This window comes from Janthinobacterium sp. GW823-FHT01H08 (genome assembly GCF_058797855.1).
Window position 1 is genome coordinate 4,483,627 of record NZ_CM179504.1, and the last position, 16,615, is coordinate 4,500,241.

At 66.0% G+C, this 16,615-nt stretch carries 18 protein-coding genes; 6 read left to right on the plus strand and 12 right to left on the minus strand.

The genetic code is table 11. From position 1 onward, the window contains the following. Positions 1-72: 72 nt before the first annotated feature. The 6 genes from AC3RCG_RS20060 to AC3RCG_RS20085 all read right to left on the minus strand — a co-directional run bounded on the left by AC3RCG_RS20060 (position 73) and on the right by AC3RCG_RS20085 (position 7,424). Positions 73-606, minus strand: a complete 534-nt coding sequence (locus AC3RCG_RS20060) for a GNAT family N-acetyltransferase (RefSeq protein WP_492403162.1) — start codon at positions 604-606, stop codon at positions 73-75. A gap of 89 nt (positions 607-695) precedes the next feature. After that, positions 696-2,570, minus strand: a complete 1,875-nt coding sequence (gene sppA / locus AC3RCG_RS20065; RefSeq protein ID WP_492403164.1) for a signal peptide peptidase SppA — start codon at positions 2,568-2,570, stop codon at positions 696-698. Positions 2,571-2,645: 75 nt separating this feature from the next. Further along, positions 2,646-4,124 carry a sodium:solute symporter gene (locus AC3RCG_RS20070; RefSeq protein ID WP_492403166.1) on the minus strand — a complete coding sequence of 493 codons (1,479 nt, stop codon included), beginning with the start codon at positions 4,122-4,124 and terminating at the stop codon, positions 2,646-2,648. 99 nt (positions 4,125-4,223) lie between these two features. Further along, positions 4,224-4,862: an SMI1/KNR4 family protein gene (locus tag AC3RCG_RS20075; protein ID WP_070288728.1), complete on the minus strand. Its 639-nt coding sequence runs from the start codon at positions 4,860-4,862 to the stop codon at positions 4,224-4,226. Between the two features lie 47 nt (positions 4,863-4,909). Beyond that, complete coding sequence (locus AC3RCG_RS20080) at positions 4,910-6,127, minus strand: YeeE/YedE family protein (RefSeq protein WP_492403168.1); 1,218 nt, start codon at positions 6,125-6,127, stop codon at positions 4,910-4,912. Between the two features lie 85 nt (positions 6,128-6,212). Beyond that, on the minus strand, positions 6,213-7,424 hold the full coding sequence (locus AC3RCG_RS20085) for an MFS transporter (RefSeq protein WP_070311386.1): 1,212 nt from the start codon (positions 7,422-7,424) through the stop codon (positions 6,213-6,215). 144 nt (positions 7,425-7,568) lie between these two features. Between AC3RCG_RS20085 and AC3RCG_RS20090 the strand changes: the two genes are divergently transcribed. Beyond that, positions 7,569-7,805 (plus strand): DUF3820 family protein, encoded by a 237-nt coding sequence (locus AC3RCG_RS20090; protein WP_034749909.1) that lies wholly within the window; start codon positions 7,569-7,571, stop codon positions 7,803-7,805. Positions 7,806-7,813: 8 nt separating this feature from the next. On the opposite strand, the gene AC3RCG_RS20095 is transcribed toward AC3RCG_RS20090, so the two are convergent. Continuing rightward, the gene (locus AC3RCG_RS20095; protein WP_070224062.1) at positions 7,814-8,197 is read right to left on the minus strand and encodes a glutaredoxin; all 384 of its coding nucleotides are present in this window, start codon (positions 8,195-8,197) and stop codon (positions 7,814-7,816) included. Between the two features lie 122 nt (positions 8,198-8,319). Between AC3RCG_RS20095 and AC3RCG_RS20100 the strand changes: the two genes are divergently transcribed. Next, a complete protein-coding gene (locus AC3RCG_RS20100; RefSeq protein ID WP_492403171.1) occupies positions 8,320-8,847 on the plus strand; it encodes a hypothetical protein in 528 nt (175 codons plus the stop codon). A 13-nt stretch (positions 8,848-8,860) separates the two neighbouring features. On the opposite strand, the gene AC3RCG_RS20105 is transcribed toward AC3RCG_RS20100, so the two are convergent. Together AC3RCG_RS20105 and AC3RCG_RS20110 are read right to left on the minus strand one after the other, a co-directional pair. Next, entirely contained in the window at positions 8,861-9,682 is an 822-nt protein-coding gene (locus tag AC3RCG_RS20105; protein WP_070288732.1) for an APH(3') family aminoglycoside O-phosphotransferase, read from the minus strand. 10 nt (positions 9,683-9,692) lie between these two features. Continuing rightward, the gene (locus AC3RCG_RS20110) at positions 9,693-10,181 is read right to left on the minus strand and encodes an Lrp/AsnC family transcriptional regulator (RefSeq protein ID WP_070288813.1); all 489 of its coding nucleotides are present in this window, start codon (positions 10,179-10,181) and stop codon (positions 9,693-9,695) included. Positions 10,182-10,258: 77 nt separating this feature from the next. On the opposite strand from AC3RCG_RS20110, the gene AC3RCG_RS20115 reads away from it, so the two are divergent. Then, the gene (locus AC3RCG_RS20115; protein WP_492403173.1) at positions 10,259-11,155 is read left to right on the plus strand and encodes an EamA family transporter; all 897 of its coding nucleotides are present in this window, start codon (positions 10,259-10,261) and stop codon (positions 11,153-11,155) included. Here AC3RCG_RS20115 and AC3RCG_RS20120 read toward each other — a convergent pair. Together AC3RCG_RS20120 and AC3RCG_RS20125 are read right to left on the minus strand one after the other, a co-directional pair. Beyond that, complete coding sequence (locus AC3RCG_RS20120; protein WP_492403175.1) at positions 11,133-12,434, minus strand: ATP-binding protein; 1,302 nt, start codon at positions 12,432-12,434, stop codon at positions 11,133-11,135. The two genes, AC3RCG_RS20115 and AC3RCG_RS20120, sit on opposite strands and share 23 nt — an antisense overlap. Further along, on the minus strand, positions 12,431-13,108 hold the full coding sequence (locus AC3RCG_RS20125) for a response regulator (RefSeq protein WP_070224073.1): 678 nt from the start codon (positions 13,106-13,108) through the stop codon (positions 12,431-12,433). Before AC3RCG_RS20125 ends, AC3RCG_RS20120 begins: the two co-directional genes overlap by 4 nt. A 203-nt stretch (positions 13,109-13,311) precedes the next feature. Between AC3RCG_RS20125 and AC3RCG_RS20130 the strand changes: the two genes are divergently transcribed. Genes AC3RCG_RS20130 through AC3RCG_RS20140 form a run of 3 tightly spaced genes read left to right on the plus strand, consistent with a single transcriptional unit; the run spans position 13,312 to position 15,364 of the window. After that, positions 13,312-13,890, plus strand: coding sequence for a porin family protein (locus AC3RCG_RS20130; RefSeq protein ID WP_070288735.1), 579 nt, complete (start codon positions 13,312-13,314; stop codon positions 13,888-13,890). Between the two features lie 8 nt (positions 13,891-13,898). After that, positions 13,899-14,678 carry a MipA/OmpV family protein gene (locus AC3RCG_RS20135; protein ID WP_256267208.1) on the plus strand — a complete coding sequence of 260 codons (780 nt, stop codon included), beginning with the start codon at positions 13,899-13,901 and terminating at the stop codon, positions 14,676-14,678. Between the two features lie 5 nt (positions 14,679-14,683). Beyond that, complete coding sequence (locus AC3RCG_RS20140) at positions 14,684-15,364, plus strand: hypothetical protein (RefSeq protein ID WP_492403178.1); 681 nt, start codon at positions 14,684-14,686, stop codon at positions 15,362-15,364. Between the two features lie 12 nt (positions 15,365-15,376). On the opposite strand, the gene AC3RCG_RS20145 is transcribed toward AC3RCG_RS20140, so the two are convergent. Next, entirely contained in the window at positions 15,377-16,600 is a 1,224-nt protein-coding gene (locus AC3RCG_RS20145; RefSeq protein WP_070224079.1) for an MFS transporter, read from the minus strand. Positions 16,601-16,615 lie beyond the last annotated feature (15 nt).

Below are 16,615 nucleotides of genomic sequence, written 5' to 3' on the forward strand. Positions count from 1 at the left end.
CCGCCAGCCGCCTTGACCCGGCGCCGCGCGGGGATCAAGTGGTCACAGACGGCGGCGATTCTTTACCTGAATTTACAAGGTCATGCCGAGGATGACATCCTGGTAGTCGGTGCGGCCGACGCGGAAGGTGCGCCGTCCCACCTGCGCAAAGCCGCAGCGCGCATAGAACGCCAGCGCGTCGTGGTTTTCCGCGTACACGCCCAGCAGCACGCGCCCTGCCCCGCCGGCGCGCGCTTGGCTCAGCGCCGCCTGCATCAGGCGCTGGCCCACGCGCCGGCCCTGGAAGCGGTGCAGCAGGTAGATGCGCTTGATTTCCAGGTCGTCCGGACGCGGCTCCGCCACCGGCAGGCTGGCGGGACTGAGCACCAGATAACCGACGGGTGCGCCGCCGGGCATGGCCTCGGCCAGCCATAAATGCATGGCCGGCAGCGCCAGCCAGTCGCGGTACAGCTGCGCGTCATGCTGGCGCTGGCAATGGGCGATGACGTCGGCGCCATCGAGGATGCCGGCGAACGCTTCCAGGAAGGTGGCCTGCCCCACCAGCGCCAGCGCCTGTTCATCGCCCTTGATGCAAGGGCGGATGGCGATACCCGTGGGTCCACTCATGTCGCTTGCCATAGTCTGCTCCTCAAGGAAAACAAGCCGGGCGAAGCCGGCTTGGAGATGTCATCTATATTGCCGTGTAAGGCCTGACCTTACTTGCCGCCCAGGGGCACCTCGCACAGGCAGTGCGTGAGGGCCATGAACGGTTTGCGCTCGCGCGTGATGCCCGACAGCCAGGAGAGGTCCTGCGCCATGCCCAGCGCCGCGTCGGCCGGCAAGCCCGTTCCGGTCAGGCCCAGTTTCACGTGCTCGCCCAGCCCCAGCGAGGCCATGGCCTTGGAACCGAACATGCCGATCAGGCGATCGACGTTCGACGTTTCCTGTTCCAGGTAGGTCACGCGGTAGTCGGCGCCCAGATTGGCCCGCTTGGCGGCCGAGGCCAGCGCATCGCCATAGCTGCCGATGCGGTCGACCAGGTTGCGCTCTTTCGCCTGCAAGCCCGTCCAGACGCGGCCCTGCGCCACTGCATCGATCTTTTCCGGCGTCGTCTTGCGCGCCTTGGCCGCCAGGTTCAGGAAGTCGCCATACACGTGGTTGATCGAACCCTGGATCACTTCGGCGAAGCGGGGATCGAGCGGACGCAAGGGGTTGCCCGCGTCGGCCAGCCACGTGGTCGGCGAACCGGCCGTGTGGATGCCCAGCTTTTCCACCACCTTGTCGGCCGTCGGCAGAATCGCGAACACGCCGATGGAACCGGTGATGGTGGCCGCGTCGGCGATCACTTCGTCCGACGAGGTGCTGATCCAGTAGCCGCCCGAAGCGGCCACGTTGCCCATCGAGACGACCACCGGCTTGCCGGCGGCGCGCGTCAGTTCCAGTTCGCGGCGGATCAGTTCCGAGCCGAAGGCGCTGCCGCCCGGCGAATCGACGCGCAGCACGACGGCCTTGATCGACTTGTCTTCGCGCGCCTGGCGGATCAGACGCGAGGTCGACAGGCCGCCGATGGCGCCCGGCGGCGCGATGCCGTCGCCGATTTCGCCCGAGGCGATGACCACGCCGACGGCATCGCCGATGTGCACGGGGCGCAGACGCGCCAGGTAGTCGGTGTAGTTCACCTGGCGGAAGTTCGTGCCTTCCGTGTTCTTGGCACCGCGCGCCATCATGAACTGGCGCAGCTCATCGCGCGTTTTCAGGCCGTCGACCAGTTTTCCATTGAGCGACAGCTTGGCAATGTCGCCACCGGCAGCCGTCATCAAGGCTGGCAGGTTGTCGATCGTTTGCATGATGGCGCCGGCCGGCAGCTTGCGCGCCTTTTCCACGTCCGTCGTGTAGGTGGTCCACAGGCCGTTGTTCAGGTAGCGGTCCGCTTCAGCCGCCGCTTCGGACGGGCCGTTGGCGATGAAAGGCTCGGCCGCGCTTTTATACGTGCCCACTTTCAGCAGGTTGACGGTCACGCCCACCTTGTCGAGCGCGTCGCGGTAGTAATTGCGGTAGCGGCCAAAGCCTTCCAGCATGACGCCGCCCATCGGGTGCAGAAATACCTCGTCGGCCTTGGCCGCCACCAGGTACTGGCGCTGGTTGTAGCTCGAACCCCAGGCCGTCACTTTCTTGCCCGTGGCGCGGAAACGCTCCACGCCGGCCGCCACTTCGCGCAGCGACGCCAGGCCGCCGCCCTGCAATTCGTCGAGCAGGATCACCATGGAACCGATGTTCTTGTCCTTGCCGGCCGTGTCGAGCACCGCCAGCACGTCGCGCAGCTGCACGCTTTTCTTGACTTCGCCGCTGACATTGGCCAGCACGGCTTCGCGCACGCCGCCCGGGGTTTCCTCGACCAGCGGGCCTTGCAAGTCGAGTACCAGGGTGGTCTTGTCCGCCAGGGGCTTGGCGCCGCCGCCAAAGATGGCGATCAGGATGGCGATGACGATCAGCAGGAAAATCAGGTTGATGACCGCGCGGCGGGTGGCGTCCAGCGCGCGCCAGAATGCGCCAAATCCGCGGCGTAGCGGCGGGAAGGGGTTGAGTGACATCGATGCTCCGTGAGGTTATGTACCTAAAGGAAATCAATATAGCTGAAAATGGCCGCGATCGCCTTGGGATTCGTCTTATTTTGACAAGTATTGCGTGTCCTGGCCGCCCTGCCCCGGGGGCGTGGAAATGAGGAACAGGCCTGCGAGTACCAAGGCGCCGTTCAGGATCAGCAGTTCCAGGCCGATGCGGTAATGCTCGAACAGCCGCGCCTGCTCCCCTTCGATCAGCGCGCACAGCAGCGGCCCGGCCACGGCCACCAGCGGCACCCAGCGGTCGCGTACGCCGCGCCGGCTCAGCAGGCCGAAGGCGAACAGACCCAGCAGCGGACCATAGGTATAGCTGGCCAGCTTCAGGATCACGCCTATCATGCTGGGGTCGTCCAGCCATTTGAAGGCCATGATCAATATCAGGAACAGGGCGGAAAAAACCAGGTGGACACGGCGGCGCCAGCGCATCTGCGCGGCCGCGCTCAAGTCCGGCCTGCGCTGCACGCCCAAAATATCGATGCAAAAGGTGGACGTCAGCGCCGTCAATGCCCCATCCACGCTGGGAAACAGGGCGGAAATGAGGGCGATGAAAAAAATCAGCTGCACCCCGGCGGGAAAGTGCCCCAGCACGACGGCGGGGAACAGTTTATCGCCCGTGGTCGTCACGCCTGCCAGCGGCGCGTACAGGTGCAGCAGTCCGCCCAAAAACAGGAACAGCAGCAGCACGCCCGTCAGCACCACGGTCAGGCTCAGCATGTTCTTTTGCGAGTCGCGCAAGGTGCGCACGGAAATGTTCTTTTGCATCATTTCCTGGTCCATGCCCGTCATGGCAATCGTGATGAACATGCCGGCAAGAATGTGCTTCCACACATAGGCGGGGCTGTCCGGGTCGACGGTGAAGATGCGCGTGAGGCCTTGCGCGCGCATGCGCTCGAGGCTGCCGATGAGGGACAGGTCCATCGCGTGCAGCAAAAACACGCTGCAGATGACGAGGCCGGCCAGCATGCACGCCGTTTGCAGGGTATCGGTCCAGACGATGGTTTTCACGCCGCCCTCGTACGTGTACAGCAGGATCAGCAGCAGCACGACGCACGACGTCAGCCAGAACGGCACGCCCAGGCTGTCGAGTATGGTGGCTTGCAGGATATTGACCACCAGATACAGCCGCGCCGTGGCGCCCAGCAGCCGCGAGACGATGAAAAACGCCGCCCCGCTCTGGTAGGAGCGCCGGCCCAGGCGCAGTTCCAGGTAGCGGTAAATGGAAGTGAGCTGCAGCCGGTAATACAGCGGCAGCAAAATAAACGTGATAGCCAGGTAGCCGAGCACGTAGCCGATCATCAGCTGGATGTAGCCGAAACCGTTGCTGCCCACGGCGCCGGGCACGCTGATGAAGGTCACGCCCGTGAGCGTGGTGCCGACCATGCCGAAGGCCACCAGCATCCAGTTGCTGTCCTTGTTGCCGATGAAGAAACTCTCATTGGTGGCGTGGCGCGAGGTGCGCCATGCCACGCCCAGCAGGATCAGGAAATACGCGAGGACGACGGCAAACAGGATCGCTGGGGACATGGCAGATACGGTACTGAGCTAAGGTGGGCGGCAATATACACCGGATTGCCGCGCCCGTTGCTGGAGGCGGCTAAAAGCGCCCCCCAGCCAGCCGCCACACTAGCCGCCCGAGGCGCGCCGCGCGGCATGCAGCGCGGCCAGCGCCGTTCTGAAGTGCACATTCGGCGTTTCCTGGCAGAAGTTGTCCGCCGCGCCGCTGCCGCCCAGCAGCGGGCTCACCAGCGGCGCATAATGCATGCCCTGGCGCAATGGGCCAAGCTGGCTTTCGACGGCCTGCAGGCGACGCGCATCGACCAGGGCAAAGCGCTCGGTCAGCACCTGTGCGAACAGTTCCTGTGCGCTATGCGCAAGCACGAACGATTCGAAGGTATCGATGGCGAACAGCAAATAGAGCACGCTGTCGCCATCGTGGCGGTAGCCGAGCTGATCGCCAAAGCAGGTTTCGGCAAAGAACACGGGACCGCCCTCTGCCGGGCACGGGAAAATCTCCGTCCAGAAATCTTGACGGTTCCACTCCTGCAGGCAATCGCGCGGCGCCGGCGTTGCGCCGTCACCAAAAAAGTACAGATCGTTGCGGCCGAAATAGCCGCCGCCCACCTGCCGCAGAAATGCCGCGAGGTCGTCGGGCAAGGCCACGCCCAGTACGTGCTCCGTAAAGGCAGCCAGCTTGCCGGCATCGGCGCTCACGCGCTGCGCCGGGGGAAACGCGTGTAAAAACGCCTGGTACTCGACATCCATGCACATTGCTCCATTAGTTTTCGGTACGGTCATTGACGGTGGATAACTCAGCAGCCGGTCGGTTTGACTTTCTCCACTTCCAGGCCGAACCACGGGCGCAAGCGCGTGCCGATGACGTTGCCCAGGAAAGCGCAGACCAGCCACAGCCAGCCGTGCAGGCTGCCCGAGATGATACCGCTGAAATAGGCGCCGATGTTGCAGCCGTAGGCCAGGCGCGCGCCGTAGCCGAGCAGCAAGCCGCCGACGACGGCGGCGATGATCGAGCGGCGCGGGATGCGCCACACGGGCGCGTAGCGGCCGGCCAGGGCCGCCGCCAGCATGGCGCCCAGCACGATGCCGATGTCCATCACGGAAGTCTTGTCCTGCGTCAGCGGCGCGGCCAGCGCGGCCGCGTTCGCTTTGGTCGACCAATAGGCCCAGCTGGCCGTATCGATGCCGATCACGGATGCCGCTTTCGCGCCCCACAGGGCGAACGCGGACGTCACGCCCCATGGACGGCCCGACAGCGCCAGGGTGATGAAATTGAGTACGACGAGCGCGATGGCGCCCGCCACCAGCGGCCAGGGGCCGTGCAGCCAGGGCGACGCCTGGGACGGGCGCAGCTGCGTGGCGACGAGCTTGCCGTGGCGGCGCTTTTCAACGAAGACCGTGAGGCCGGCGATCAGCGCGAAAACGATCCAGTTCAGCGCCAGCGCAGGTACCAAGCCCAAGGTCGTGACGAGGGAAATGGGTTGAAGTTGCGGCAGCGCCGTCCAGAACGGCATGTGCGCCGTGCCGATCACGGAGCCGACGATGAAGGCGGCCAGGGTGATGAGCATGCGCGTGCTGCCCCCGCCCACCGTGTACAGGGTGCCGGAGGCGCAACCGCCGCCCAGCTGCATGCCGATGCCGAAGATGAAGGCGCCAACAATCACCGAGGTGCCGGCCGGAGACACCAGGCCCGCGACGGGCGTGCCGAACAGGATGCCGGCCGACAGCGCGGGAAAGAACAGCGCCACGCCCACGGCCAGCATCAGCATTTGCGCGCGCAAGCCGTCGCCGCGGCCATCGGCAATGAAGACGCGCCAGGCCGATGTAAAACCGAAGGCCGCGTGATACAGGGTGATGCCGAGCAAGGCGCCCACCACGTACAGCGCGGACTGGGTGGCGCCCACCGTCAGCGCCAGGTACCAGGCGCCTAGCACGATGAGCAACAGGGCGACGCCCAGCGGTTTCGGGTTGATGGCGGCGCGCAGGCGCAGCGGTGACATTGCGGTATCGGACATGGGGAATATGGGCGAGAGAAAGGGAAACACCATTGTAAACCCTGCTCTCGCCCGTGCCAGCAACTTGCTTGCAGATCAAGCAGGCTTAATGCCCCACCGCATGCATCGATTTCTCGCCGCCGCTGCGCACGGGAATCGGGTTCAAACGGTCCATCCGGCCGCTCAGGGCCGTCAAGCCGAAGGCACCGAGCACGACCAGCGCGCCGATCCAGCCCGTGTGCACGAGACCCAGGTGTTCGACGATCAAGCCGCCGCCCCAGGCACCGCCGGCGATGCCCAGATTAAAAGCGGCGATATTCAGGCCGGAAGCGACGTCCACGGCGCGGGGCGTGAAGTGTTCCGCTTGCTGCACGACATACACTTGCAAACCGGCCACGTTACCGAAGGCCACGGCCCCCCACAGCAGCACGGTGATGACGACGAGCACGGGATGCGGCGCCGTGAAGGTCAGCAGCAGCAAGACGGCGGACAGCAGCAAGAAGATCAGTTTCAGGGCGCGCACTGGCCCCTTCTTGTCGGCCAGCTTGCCGCCCCAGATATTGCCGAACGCCACGGACACGCCATACACGAGCATCACCGCACCCACGGCGCCGGCGCTGAAACCCGACACTTGCTGCAGGATCGGCGCCAGATAGGTAAAGGCGATGAAGGAGCCGCCATAGCCGACGGCCGTCATGGCATACACCAGCAGCAGCCGGGGCTGGCCCAGCACCTGCACTTGCTGAAGCAGCGAGGCAGGCTTGCTGTGCTTGATGGTCGACGGCACGTACAGCAGGCTGCCGATGAACGCCACCAGGCCCAGGGCCGAGACGGCGAGGAAGGTTTCGCGCCAGCCGAAATGCTGGCCGATGAAGGTGCCCAGCGGCACGCCCGTCACCAGGGCCACGGTCAAGCCCGTAAACATGATGGCAATCGCGCTGGCCGCCTTGTCCTTCGGCACCAGCGAGGTGGCGATGGTCGAGCCGATGGAAAAGAACACGCCATGCGCCAGCCCCGTCAGGATGCGGGCGACGACGAGGGTTGCATAGCCCGGTGATTTCCACGCCAGCAAATTGCCCAGGGTGAACAAGACCATCAACGACAGCAACAGGGTTTTGCGCGGAATCTTGCCCGTCAGGGCAGTCAGCACGGGCGCGCCGACGGCGACGCCCAGCGCATACAGGCTGACCAGCAGGCCGGCCGACGGCAGGTTGACGCCCAGGTCCGCGGCGATGGTGGGCAACAGTCCCACGATGACAAACTCGGTGGTTCCGATGGCAAAGGCGCTGAGGGTCAGCGCGAGCAAGGCAATGGGCATGACAAACTCCGATAAATGATGTTGGCATGCAGTATCGGGGTTTTCTTTATTCCGAAAAATACCTGATCGGGCAGAAGATAATTGCGCTCAAATCAACAATGTAATGGTCTGCTACACTGGCCGCATCAACACGGGGTCACCACCATGAATTCAGAAAAACTGGCGCTGCTGGTCACGCGCGAAATGCCATACGGGAAATATCAGGGACGCTTGCTGGCCGATTTGCCGGGACACTACCTGGGCTGGTTCGCGCGCGAGGGCTTTCCCTCGGGCGAACTGGGCAGTTTAATCGCGTTGATGTACGAACTCGACCACAACGATTTACGCAGCTTGCTCGACCCCTTGCGCACGCGCAAGTCGCCGTGGCGGCCGGGCGAGTAAGGAACAGGTCAGAACTGGCGCAGCTTCTTCGCCAGCATGGCGCTGAACTCGCCATTTTCCACGAGCTTTTGCAGCTCGCTGGCGCCGCCGATGAGCACGCCATTGACGAAAATCATGGGAAACGTGGGCCAGCCCGTCCACATTTTCAAGGCATTGCGGCGGTGCCACTGGTTCAGATAGCTGCCGTATTGCAGGTACTGATAAGGCGTGCCCAGCACGTCGAGTATCTTGCGCGCCTTGCGCGGGAACGGGTTGAGCGCCATGCCGACCACCACTACCTGGTGCGCGGCGATGGCCGCCTGCACCTCGCGCACGATGTCCTGGTGCTTGCTGCCGATCAAAGGGCGGGCGGCGGGATGGATCTGGGCTTCGTCAAGGATGGCGCGGGTCATGAAAGTCCTGGGGTCAGTGGCACGTGGCGTGCGGATCACGCATTGTGCCACGCACACGGACTGGCGTGGGCTACACTGCGCTTCTTCTCCCCTACACGTCATATATGCAAGCAATCCCTCCCATGGCTGAGTGGCGCCGCACCCGCCGCCTGATCGGCTCGCTTTTTCTCGCCGCCTGCGCCTCCAGCGCCCTGGCCGCTGCCGATCCCGGGCTTGAAAGCGGTCTGATCCAGGCGCTGCACCTGAAAAAGGGCACGACGGACAGGGTGGGCACCTCCGGCAAGGCCATCGCCGCCTACATGCGCGAAGGCTACATCGGCAAGCACCCGGACCAGCGCTTCGACTACACCGATTATTACCTGTTGAAAAAGCCGGCCGGCTTCATGGGGCATGCACTGGTGCTGATCGAGGAAGAATACATCACGCAATACATCGGCTGCTGCGTCAGCCCCGGGGCGGGCGTGACGCTCAAGGTGCAGGGCAGCACGCAGAAGCTGCAGGAGTTCGCCATCGCCCAGCGCTGCACCTTGACCGACCCCGTCGATATCGGGCATGCACTGAGCGAGGTTGCCATCCAGGCCCGGCTGCCCCAAGGTCATTACGCGTCCTTGAGCTGCCGCGAACGCGATGCCGAGCGCGAAGAGCCTTGATGGCTGGCAGCCTTCAAAACAGCTCGTCGAGCAGCAAATGGAATGCCAGCTTGCCTTGATCGATATCAAGGAGCCCATATTGCTCAGCAAACCTTTGCTGTAGCGCGGCGTCCAACTGACCGAGAGCACGCCAGGCGATGGCCAGGTCCTGGTAGCGGTCGGCAACGCCCGCCCGTCCCACGTCGAGGCAGCCGACGACGGCGCCTTCGTGCAGGAGGATATTCTCCAGCGAAAAATCGCCATGCGTAACGACGAGGTCGGGCGCGACGGGCTGGCAATCCTGCAGCGTCGCCCACACCTGTTCCGCCGTCCAGCCTTGGCGCCCGGCATCGAAATCGTCGGCATCGACCAGGCCCGCATCGATGCGCTGGCGCGCCTGGGCCAGCCGGACGGCAGGGCTGGCGTCGAACGGGCAGGCATCGACGGGCAGCGCATGCAGGCGGCGCAGGAAGGCTGCCAGCGCGTCGGCCACGGCGAGGCCAATCTCGGGATCGGCTTCCAGTAATTCGTGCGCCGTCTTGCCCGGCAGCGCCGCCGTCAGCAGCCATACCTGCTGCGGGTCTGCCGCCTGGGCGAACTGGAGCACGACCGGCACGGGCAGGTACTGCACCAGCCAGCGCAGGCGCACCAGTTCATCGGCGAGCTCGGCGGCGGCAACACCCTTGCCATGCTTCAAAAACAGGTCCGGCGCGCCGTCCCTGCCCTGCAGCCGGTAGACGGCAGCGTCCGATTCACCGGCGCTGTCGCGCACCCATCGATAGCCGGCCACGGCGGCGCGCAGGCTGGCGGGCATGGCTGCCTTCACGGCCGCTTGCTTCTTGTTGGAGATCGTCATCTGTCCGATCCTATGCCAGCGGCACGTGCAAGCCCATCTTGAGGCAGGTCAGCGCCACCGAGGTACGGTAGCGCCGGATATTGTCGTCGCCGCCGAACAGGCGTTCCGTCAGTGCCTCGTATTCGGCCATGCTGCTGGCGGTAATGATCAGCAGGTAATCGGCCTCGCCCGTGATGCCGTAGCACTGCTGGATGGCAGGCTCGGCCATGATGCGCGCGCGCATGCCGGCCGTGCGCTGCGGGTGCTCGTCGTGCAAATGCACTTCCACCGTCAAGATCAAGGGACGGCCCAACCGGCTCGCGTCGAGCACGGCCACTTCATGACGGATCACCCCGCTCTCGCGCAGGCGGCGGATGCGCCGCTGCACGGCCGGCGCCGACAAATGCACGGCCTGGGCGATTTCGCGTTGCGAGGTCGTGTTATCGCGCTGCAGGATGTCGAGTATCGCCAGGTCGAAGGCATCGAGGTCGGGCGAAGGCGTGAGCGAAAGTTGCGTCATGAAGGTCAAAATGCAGTGCAAATATCGGAGCAGACACAATAAACTTTCACCATTCCGATATCAAGCCTTTTATCACCATGCCATTACGCCGCTATTCCTCGTTCATTCCCCTGCTCGCCATCCTCGGTTCCGTCACCGCGCTGGGGCTGGGCACCTCATGGGCCAAGCACAGCCTGTTCCCGCTGGTCGGTGCGCAAGGCACGACGGCCGTGCGTGTGGGCTTTTCCGCGCTGCTGCTGTTGCTGTTCTGGCGCCCGTGGCGCTGGCAGCTGAGCCGCGCCGACCTGCGCACGGTGGCCCTGTACGGCGCGGCGCTGGGCTTGACCAACCTGTGCTTCTACATGGCCTTGCGCACGATCCCGTTCGGCATCGCCGTGGCCATCGAGTTTTCCGGCCCGCTGGCCGTGGCGCTGCTGGCCTCGCGCCGCGCGCTCGACTTCGTCTGGGTGGCCCTGGCCGTGGCGGGACTGGCGCTGCTGCTGCCGCTCGGCCACGACATCAGCAATCTCGATCCCACGGGCGTGCTGTTCGCCCTGGGCGCGGCCGTCTGCTGGGCCTCGTACATCGTCTTCGGCAAGCGCGCCAGCCATCTGCATGCGGGCCATTCCGTCTCGCTGGGCCTGGCCATGGCCGCGCTGGTGGTCGTGCCCGTGGGCGTGATGCACAGCGGCGCCGCCCTGCTCTCGCCCCCCGTGCTGGGCATCGGCCTGGGCGTGGCCCTCATTTCCAGCGCCATCCCGATTTCGCTGGAAATGGTGGCCCTGAAGCGGCTGACGCCGCAAGCGTTCGGCATCATGAGCAGCATGGAACCGGCCGTGGCCGCCATGCTGGCCTACATCCTGCTCGACGAGCGGCTCGGTGCCGGGCAGTGGCTGGCGATTGCCATGATCATGGCCGCGTCCATGGGCAGCTCGTACATGGCGCAGCGGCAGAGACGCGGCGCGGCAGCGCTCAGGCCCGAATACAAATCGTGAAGCGCGCGCCGCCCAGCGGCGAATCGTCGACGGCGATGGCGCCGCCGTGCAGCGCGACGGCCCTGGCGGCGATGGCCAGTCCCAGGCCGTGGCCCGCGGCCGCATGGTCCTGCTCGCGCTCCAGGCGGTAGAACGGGGCGAACACCCGTTCGCGCTGGTCGGCGGGAATGCCGGGACCATCGTCCTCGATAACGATGTGCAGCGCCTCGCCATCGCGCACGGCCGACAGCGCCACGCGCGCAACGGCATATTTGGCCGCATTGCCCAGCAGGTTGCCGACGGCGCGCGCCAGCAGACGGGCGTCGCCGCGCAGCTCGCCCAGGTCGGTGGCGATGCTGGCGTCCACCTGGCGCGGCAAGGCCGCCGCCAGGCAGGCGTGCAGCAGGGGCGCCAGCGCGAAGGACTGGCGCGGCAGCGCCTGCGCATGATCGAGCTGCATCAGGCCCAACAGCTCATTGACGAGGGTTTTCAGTTCATCGACATCGGCGCCCATGGCGTCGACGCGCCGCTGCAGGTCGGGCTGGCCGTCCGCATGCCGCGCGGCCAGCAGTTCCAGGCCGAATTCCAGCCGCGCGATCGGCGTGCGCAGCTCGTGCGAGACCGACAGCAGCAAATGCTTGCGCGCCTCCAGCAGCGAACCGATGCGCCCGGCCATGTCGTTGATGCGGCCCGCCAGCGGCGCGATGCTCGATGCGGGGCTGACCCGCGCCCGCGCGGCCAGGTCGCCCCGTCCGAAATCGTCGGCCATGCGCGACAGCGCCGCCAGGCTGCGGCCGTGCGCGCGCGTCCACCAGCCCAGCGGCAGCAGCAGGCATAGCGCGATGACGGCGAAACGGATCGCTTCCATGCGCAGCGCCTGGCCCACGTCGATGGGCAGCTTCTGCGCGTGGAGCACGTCGTCGTCGCTGCCGGCATAGCGCGCGCCCGTGACGTCGACGCGGCGGTAAAAGCCCTTGCCGCCCACGTCCATCACGACAGCGCCTTGCAACAGCGGCGCGCGCCGGACGGCCGGCAGCGCCGCCAATACCGTGGCCAGCGGCTGCAGTTCCAGCGTGACGTCCGACACTTCGCGCACCTTGTTCAGGCGCGGCAGCCATTCGTCGGCGGGTGCCTGGTCGATGTACTGCTCCAGCAGGAAGATCTGGCCGGCCGCCTGGTCGCGCGCGATATGCTCGAGCGGATCGCCGAACAGGCGGCTGAAGGTGAAGTAAATGACGCCGCTGCCCAGCGCGATGGCCAGCAGCACCAGCAGCGCGAAACGCCAGAACAGGCGGTTCATTCCCAGGCCGAGGGCGTGAGCAGGTAGCCTTCGCCCCACACCGTCTTGATGCGCTCGGCGGCGGTGTCGTCGAACTTGCGGCGCAGGCGCGAGATGCAGTTGTCGATGCTGCGGTCGAGGCCATCGAATTCGATGCCGCGCATCTTGACGAGGATGTCGTTGCGCGACATGACCTTGCCCGCGGCATCGGCCAGGATGGCGAACAGCTTGAATTCGGCGCTGTTCATGGCGATTTCCTGACCGCGCCAGTGCACGGCGCGGTTCTCGCGCGACACGCGCAGCTGGCCGATGACGATATCGCTGCCGGCCGCCGCGCTGCCGCGCCGCTGCAGCGCGCGCAAGCGGGCCAGCAGCACGCGCGGCTGGATCGGCTTGTTCACGTAGTCGTCGGCGCCCTGCTCCAGGCCCGAGACTTCGTCGAAGGTGTCTTCGCGCGCCGTCAGTATCAGGATGGGCACGGCGCTGAGCTGGCGCAGCTGGCGGCACACCACCAGGCCGTCGACGCCGGGCAGGGTCAGGTCGAGTATCACCAGCTCGGGCTGGGTATCGCGAAAACGCGCCAGGGCCTGGTCGCCGCGCGTGACCACGTCGACCGCATAGTCGTATTGCTCCAGGTATTCCTTGACCAGCGCGGCCAGCCGCGCATCGTCCTCCACCAGCATGACACCTTGCATCGCTCCTCCGCGCCGCCATTTTTGTGGCGTATTGTAGTGGAGCGCGGCGCGCCTGTGGCAAATTCGACAATCCCGTACACATTGCTACACTTTCTATACAAATGCGGCCTACAAATTGAGGACAATTCGAAGACAAACACGGGCGGATTCCGGGACGCTGTTTGCCTAACATTCATGGCTCTTACCTCAACCGGAATCCGAACATGAAAAAATTTGCATGCAGCACCCTGCTCGCCGTCGCCGCCACCTCGCTCGTCCACGCCGAAGGCATGTACGTGGGCGCCAACATCAGCCCGGCCAGCGACGGCAAGATCCAGTATGCGGCTGGCGGCGCGACAAGCCAGCGCGACGCGAGCGGCAAGGCGCTGCCTTTCGGCGTCTTCGCCGGCTATGAACTGACGCCGGCCTGGGCGCTGGAGGGCGGCTACCGCGCCAGCGGCGGCGCGACCAGCTTCGACCTCGACCCCGGCTACCGGCTCAGGGTGCGCGCCAGCGCCGCCTACTTGGCGGCGCGCGGCACCTGGCGTCTGGACGAGGACTGGTCGCTGTTCGCCAAGGCGGGCATGGCGCGCAGCCGCGTCAAATTCTCCATCGACGGCAGGAATGCGCCGCCCGGTGAATCGGCCGGCAAGACGGGCCTGTACGCGAGCGCGGGAGCGGCTTACCAGATCAACAAGGACGTGGCGCTGCAGCTCGAATGGGAGCACGCCCCGACAGTCAGATACGAAGGACTCGACAGCACGATGAACCGCATCGCGCTCGGTGTCCGTTTCGGTTTTTAAAGGATGGCATGCACAAGTTCGCTCCCCGTTTTTCTCCCCGGTTTTCTCCCCGGTTATTGCTGCCGGCGCTGCTGCTGGCCGGCGGCGCCGGCGCGCAGATGATGCCCGACGGGAGCCGGGACATGTACGTGGGCGCGGCGGTCACGGGCAGCTCCGCGACGGACGATGGCGCGCCGCGCGCCGCCGTCCTGCGGCCGCTGCTGCAGGTCCAGTGGAGCAATGGCGTGTTCGTCTCGGCCAGCGGCGTGGCGGGCATGCACCTGTCGGCTACGCCGGGCATTGAATACGGCCCGCTGCTGGCCGCCAGCAACGCGCGCGATCCGGAAGATGGCTGGCGCCTGCGCGGCACGCGGCGCATCAAGGGCTCGCCCGACGTGGGCGGCTTTTATGGCTATTACCTGGGCGAGCAGATGCGCGTCACGTCGAACCTGGTGTACGACACGAGCGCGCACGGCTGGCGCGCGCAGCTCGCCGTGCAAAAGACCCTGCCCTCGCTGGCGGCCCATCATACGGTGACCCTGTCGGCCGGCGTGTCGCTGGCCAGCGGCGCCGCGATGGAGGAGCGCTACGCCGTCAGCGTTGCTGCCGGCGGCGCGCGCGACTACCGCCCGGCCGGCGGCGTCACCGCCATCGAGGCAGGCGTCAACTGGAACTGGGCGCTGAGCAGCAAGTGGCTGCTCAACAGCGCCGTCACGGGCACGCGGCTGGGCAGCGGGCCGGCCGGCAGTCCCGTCATCGAACGGCGCAACGTCATCAGCTGGTCCACCGGCCTCGGTTACCGGTTTTAAGCGGCATGCGCACATCCCTGCTTCTCGGCCTGGCATTGCTGCCCGCGTTCGCAGGCGCCCAGGAAGGCGGCGACTGGATCGCGTATCGCGACGCCTACCGCCACATGATCTGGTTCGAGAAGTACGGCAAGCCCAAGCAATTGCTGCAGCAGCATCTGCGCTTGCGTCCGCGCGACGCCAGCGTGTCCACGGATGGCTTGCGCCTGACCTTGCACGGCAAGGACGCGCAGCTGGCGCTGCCGCTCGATGCTTTGGGGCGCGCCGTTTTCCCGTTTTCCAAGGCTGCCTATGACGACAACGCGGAGCTGACCTGGAACCGCAAGCCGGGGCAGATCTCGTCAAGCGCCTGGGTCTCCATCGTCACGCGGCCCGATGGCGTGTATGCGGCGGCCGACCTGCGCGCCGCCTGCGAACAATTCCTCGCCTATACGCGCTACGCCGGCAGCGCTGGCGGCAAGCGCTGCGCCGGCGTGCAGTTTGCCTATGCGAGGACGGATGCGGCGCAAGTGCGCTATCAGGGCGGCGATGGCGCGGCGTTCCCGCTGGCGGCGCAGGACGGCCCCGCCTTTCCCGGCGACGCCGCCAGCGGCTTTCGCGTCTACGCCTTCCGTTTCCATGCGCATCCGGACGGAGGCCAGGTACTCACCGGCGGCACGCCGCTGGCGATCGCCGCCCTGCTGGAATAAGGCGGACCGCGCTCAGTGCGCGGCCGCCCCCGCCACGTGGGCGGCCAGGTTCCTGCGCGCCAGCCACGCCAGCGGCAGCAGGGCCAGCAAGGCAGCCGCCACCCCGGCCCATGGCGACGACGCCATCAGCTGGCGCGAGACCATCAGCGCACCGAGCATGGAACCGAAGGAAATGCCGAGGTTGAACGCGGAAATATTCAGGCCGGAAGCGAAATCGACGGCTTGCGGCGTGTAGCGCTCGGCCGTGGCCAGCATGCCCGCCTGCAGGGCCGGAGACAGGCCGAAGGCGAACACGCCCCAGACGAACAGCATCACCGTCATCAGCCACTGGGACGTGATGGCCAGCGCCACGCCCACTTGCGTCACGGCCAGCAACAGCAGCATCGATCGCAGCGCTTTTTGCCAGCCCAGGTGGCTCGTCAGGTAGCCGCCCGCCAGGTTGCCGGCAAAGGTGGCGATGCCGAACACGATCAGCAGGGCGCTGGCCATGGTGGCGGAAAAGCCCGTCACATCCGTCAGGATGGGCGTAATGAACGTGAACGCGGCAAAGCTGCTGCCGAAGCCGAAGGTCGTGACCGCCATCATCGTCAGGATGGGGCCGCTGCCGAGGGCCGCCAGCTGCGTCATGGCCTTGCCGCCCTTGCCCTGCTGCAAACCGGCCGGCAGCCAGCGCGCCATGGCGGCCAAACCCAGCGCGGCCAAGACCACCACGGCAAAGAACGGCAGGCGCCAGCCCATCAGGTTGCCGAGGAAGCTGCCGAACGGCACGCCGATCACCATGGCCAGCGTCAGTCCCGCAAACATCACGGAAATCGCCCTGCCCGCCTGCGCCTTGTTCACCAGGCTGGCGGCCACGGTGGCGCCGATGGCAAAGAAGGTGCCGTGCGCCACGGCCGTGATGACCCGTCCCGCCAGCAGCAATTCAAACGTGTGGGAAAAGGCGGCCAGCAGGTTACCGGCCAGGAACACGCTCATCAGCCCCAGCAAGGCCGCCTTGCGCGGCAGGCGCGACATCAATAACACGAGCAGCGGCGTGCCGATGGCCAGCGCCAGCGCATACAGGCTCACCAGCGAGCCGGCCGATTCGATGGAAATGTGCAAATCCTTCGCAATGGCGGGCAGGATGCCGACAACGATGAATTCGGTCACGCCGATGGCAAAGGCGCCGACGGCCAGCGCCAGCACGCCGGGCGGCATCGTGCTGGCGGGAGGGGAAACAGGGGCTGCGGTGGTCATGATGGCTCCAACAAA

Coding starts and splice junctions, on each gene's coding strand:
- AC3RCG_RS20140 (WP_492403178.1), top strand. CDS start 14,684: ATGCGCACATCCCTGCTTCTCGGCCTGGCATTGCTGCCCGCGTTCGCA.
- AC3RCG_RS20120 (WP_492403175.1), bottom strand. CDS start 12,434: ATGAACCGCCTGTTCTGGCGTTTCGCGCTGCTGGTGCTGCTGGCCATC.
- AC3RCG_RS20085 (WP_070311386.1), bottom strand. CDS start 7,424: ATGCCCATTGCCTTGCTCGCGCTGACCCTCAGCGCCTTTGCCATCGGA.
- AC3RCG_RS20090 (WP_034749909.1), top strand. CDS start 7,569: ATGAATTCAGAAAAACTGGCGCTGCTGGTCACGCGCGAAATGCCATAC.
- AC3RCG_RS20105 (WP_070288732.1), bottom strand. CDS start 9,682: ATGACGATCTCCAACAAGAAGCAAGCGGCCGTGAAGGCAGCCATGCCC.
- AC3RCG_RS20080 (WP_492403168.1), bottom strand. CDS start 6,127: ATGTCCGATACCGCAATGTCACCGCTGCGCCTGCGCGCCGCCATCAAC.
- AC3RCG_RS20130 (WP_070288735.1), top strand. CDS start 13,312: ATGAAAAAATTTGCATGCAGCACCCTGCTCGCCGTCGCCGCCACCTCG.
- AC3RCG_RS20070 (WP_492403166.1), bottom strand. CDS start 4,124: ATGTCCCCAGCGATCCTGTTTGCCGTCGTCCTCGCGTATTTCCTGATC.
- AC3RCG_RS20125 (WP_070224073.1), bottom strand. CDS start 13,108: ATGCAAGGTGTCATGCTGGTGGAGGACGATGCGCGGCTGGCCGCGCTG.
- AC3RCG_RS20115 (WP_492403173.1), top strand. CDS start 10,259: ATGCCATTACGCCGCTATTCCTCGTTCATTCCCCTGCTCGCCATCCTC.
- AC3RCG_RS20110 (WP_070288813.1), bottom strand. CDS start 10,181: ATGACGCAACTTTCGCTCACGCCTTCGCCCGACCTCGATGCCTTCGAC.
- AC3RCG_RS20145 (WP_070224079.1), bottom strand. CDS start 16,600: ATGACCACCGCAGCCCCTGTTTCCCCTCCCGCCAGCACGATGCCGCCC.
- AC3RCG_RS20075 (WP_070288728.1), bottom strand. CDS start 4,862: ATGGATGTCGAGTACCAGGCGTTTTTACACGCGTTTCCCCCGGCGCAG.
- AC3RCG_RS20100 (WP_492403171.1), top strand. CDS start 8,320: ATGGCTGAGTGGCGCCGCACCCGCCGCCTGATCGGCTCGCTTTTTCTC.
- sppA (WP_492403164.1), bottom strand. CDS start 2,570: ATGTCACTCAACCCCTTCCCGCCGCTACGCCGCGGATTTGGCGCATTC.
- AC3RCG_RS20060 (WP_492403162.1), bottom strand. CDS start 606: ATGAGTGGACCCACGGGTATCGCCATCCGCCCTTGCATCAAGGGCGAT.
- AC3RCG_RS20095 (WP_070224062.1), bottom strand. CDS start 8,197: ATGACCCGCGCCATCCTTGACGAAGCCCAGATCCATCCCGCCGCCCGC.
- AC3RCG_RS20135 (WP_256267208.1), top strand. CDS start 13,899: ATGCACAAGTTCGCTCCCCGTTTTTCTCCCCGGTTTTCTCCCCGGTTA.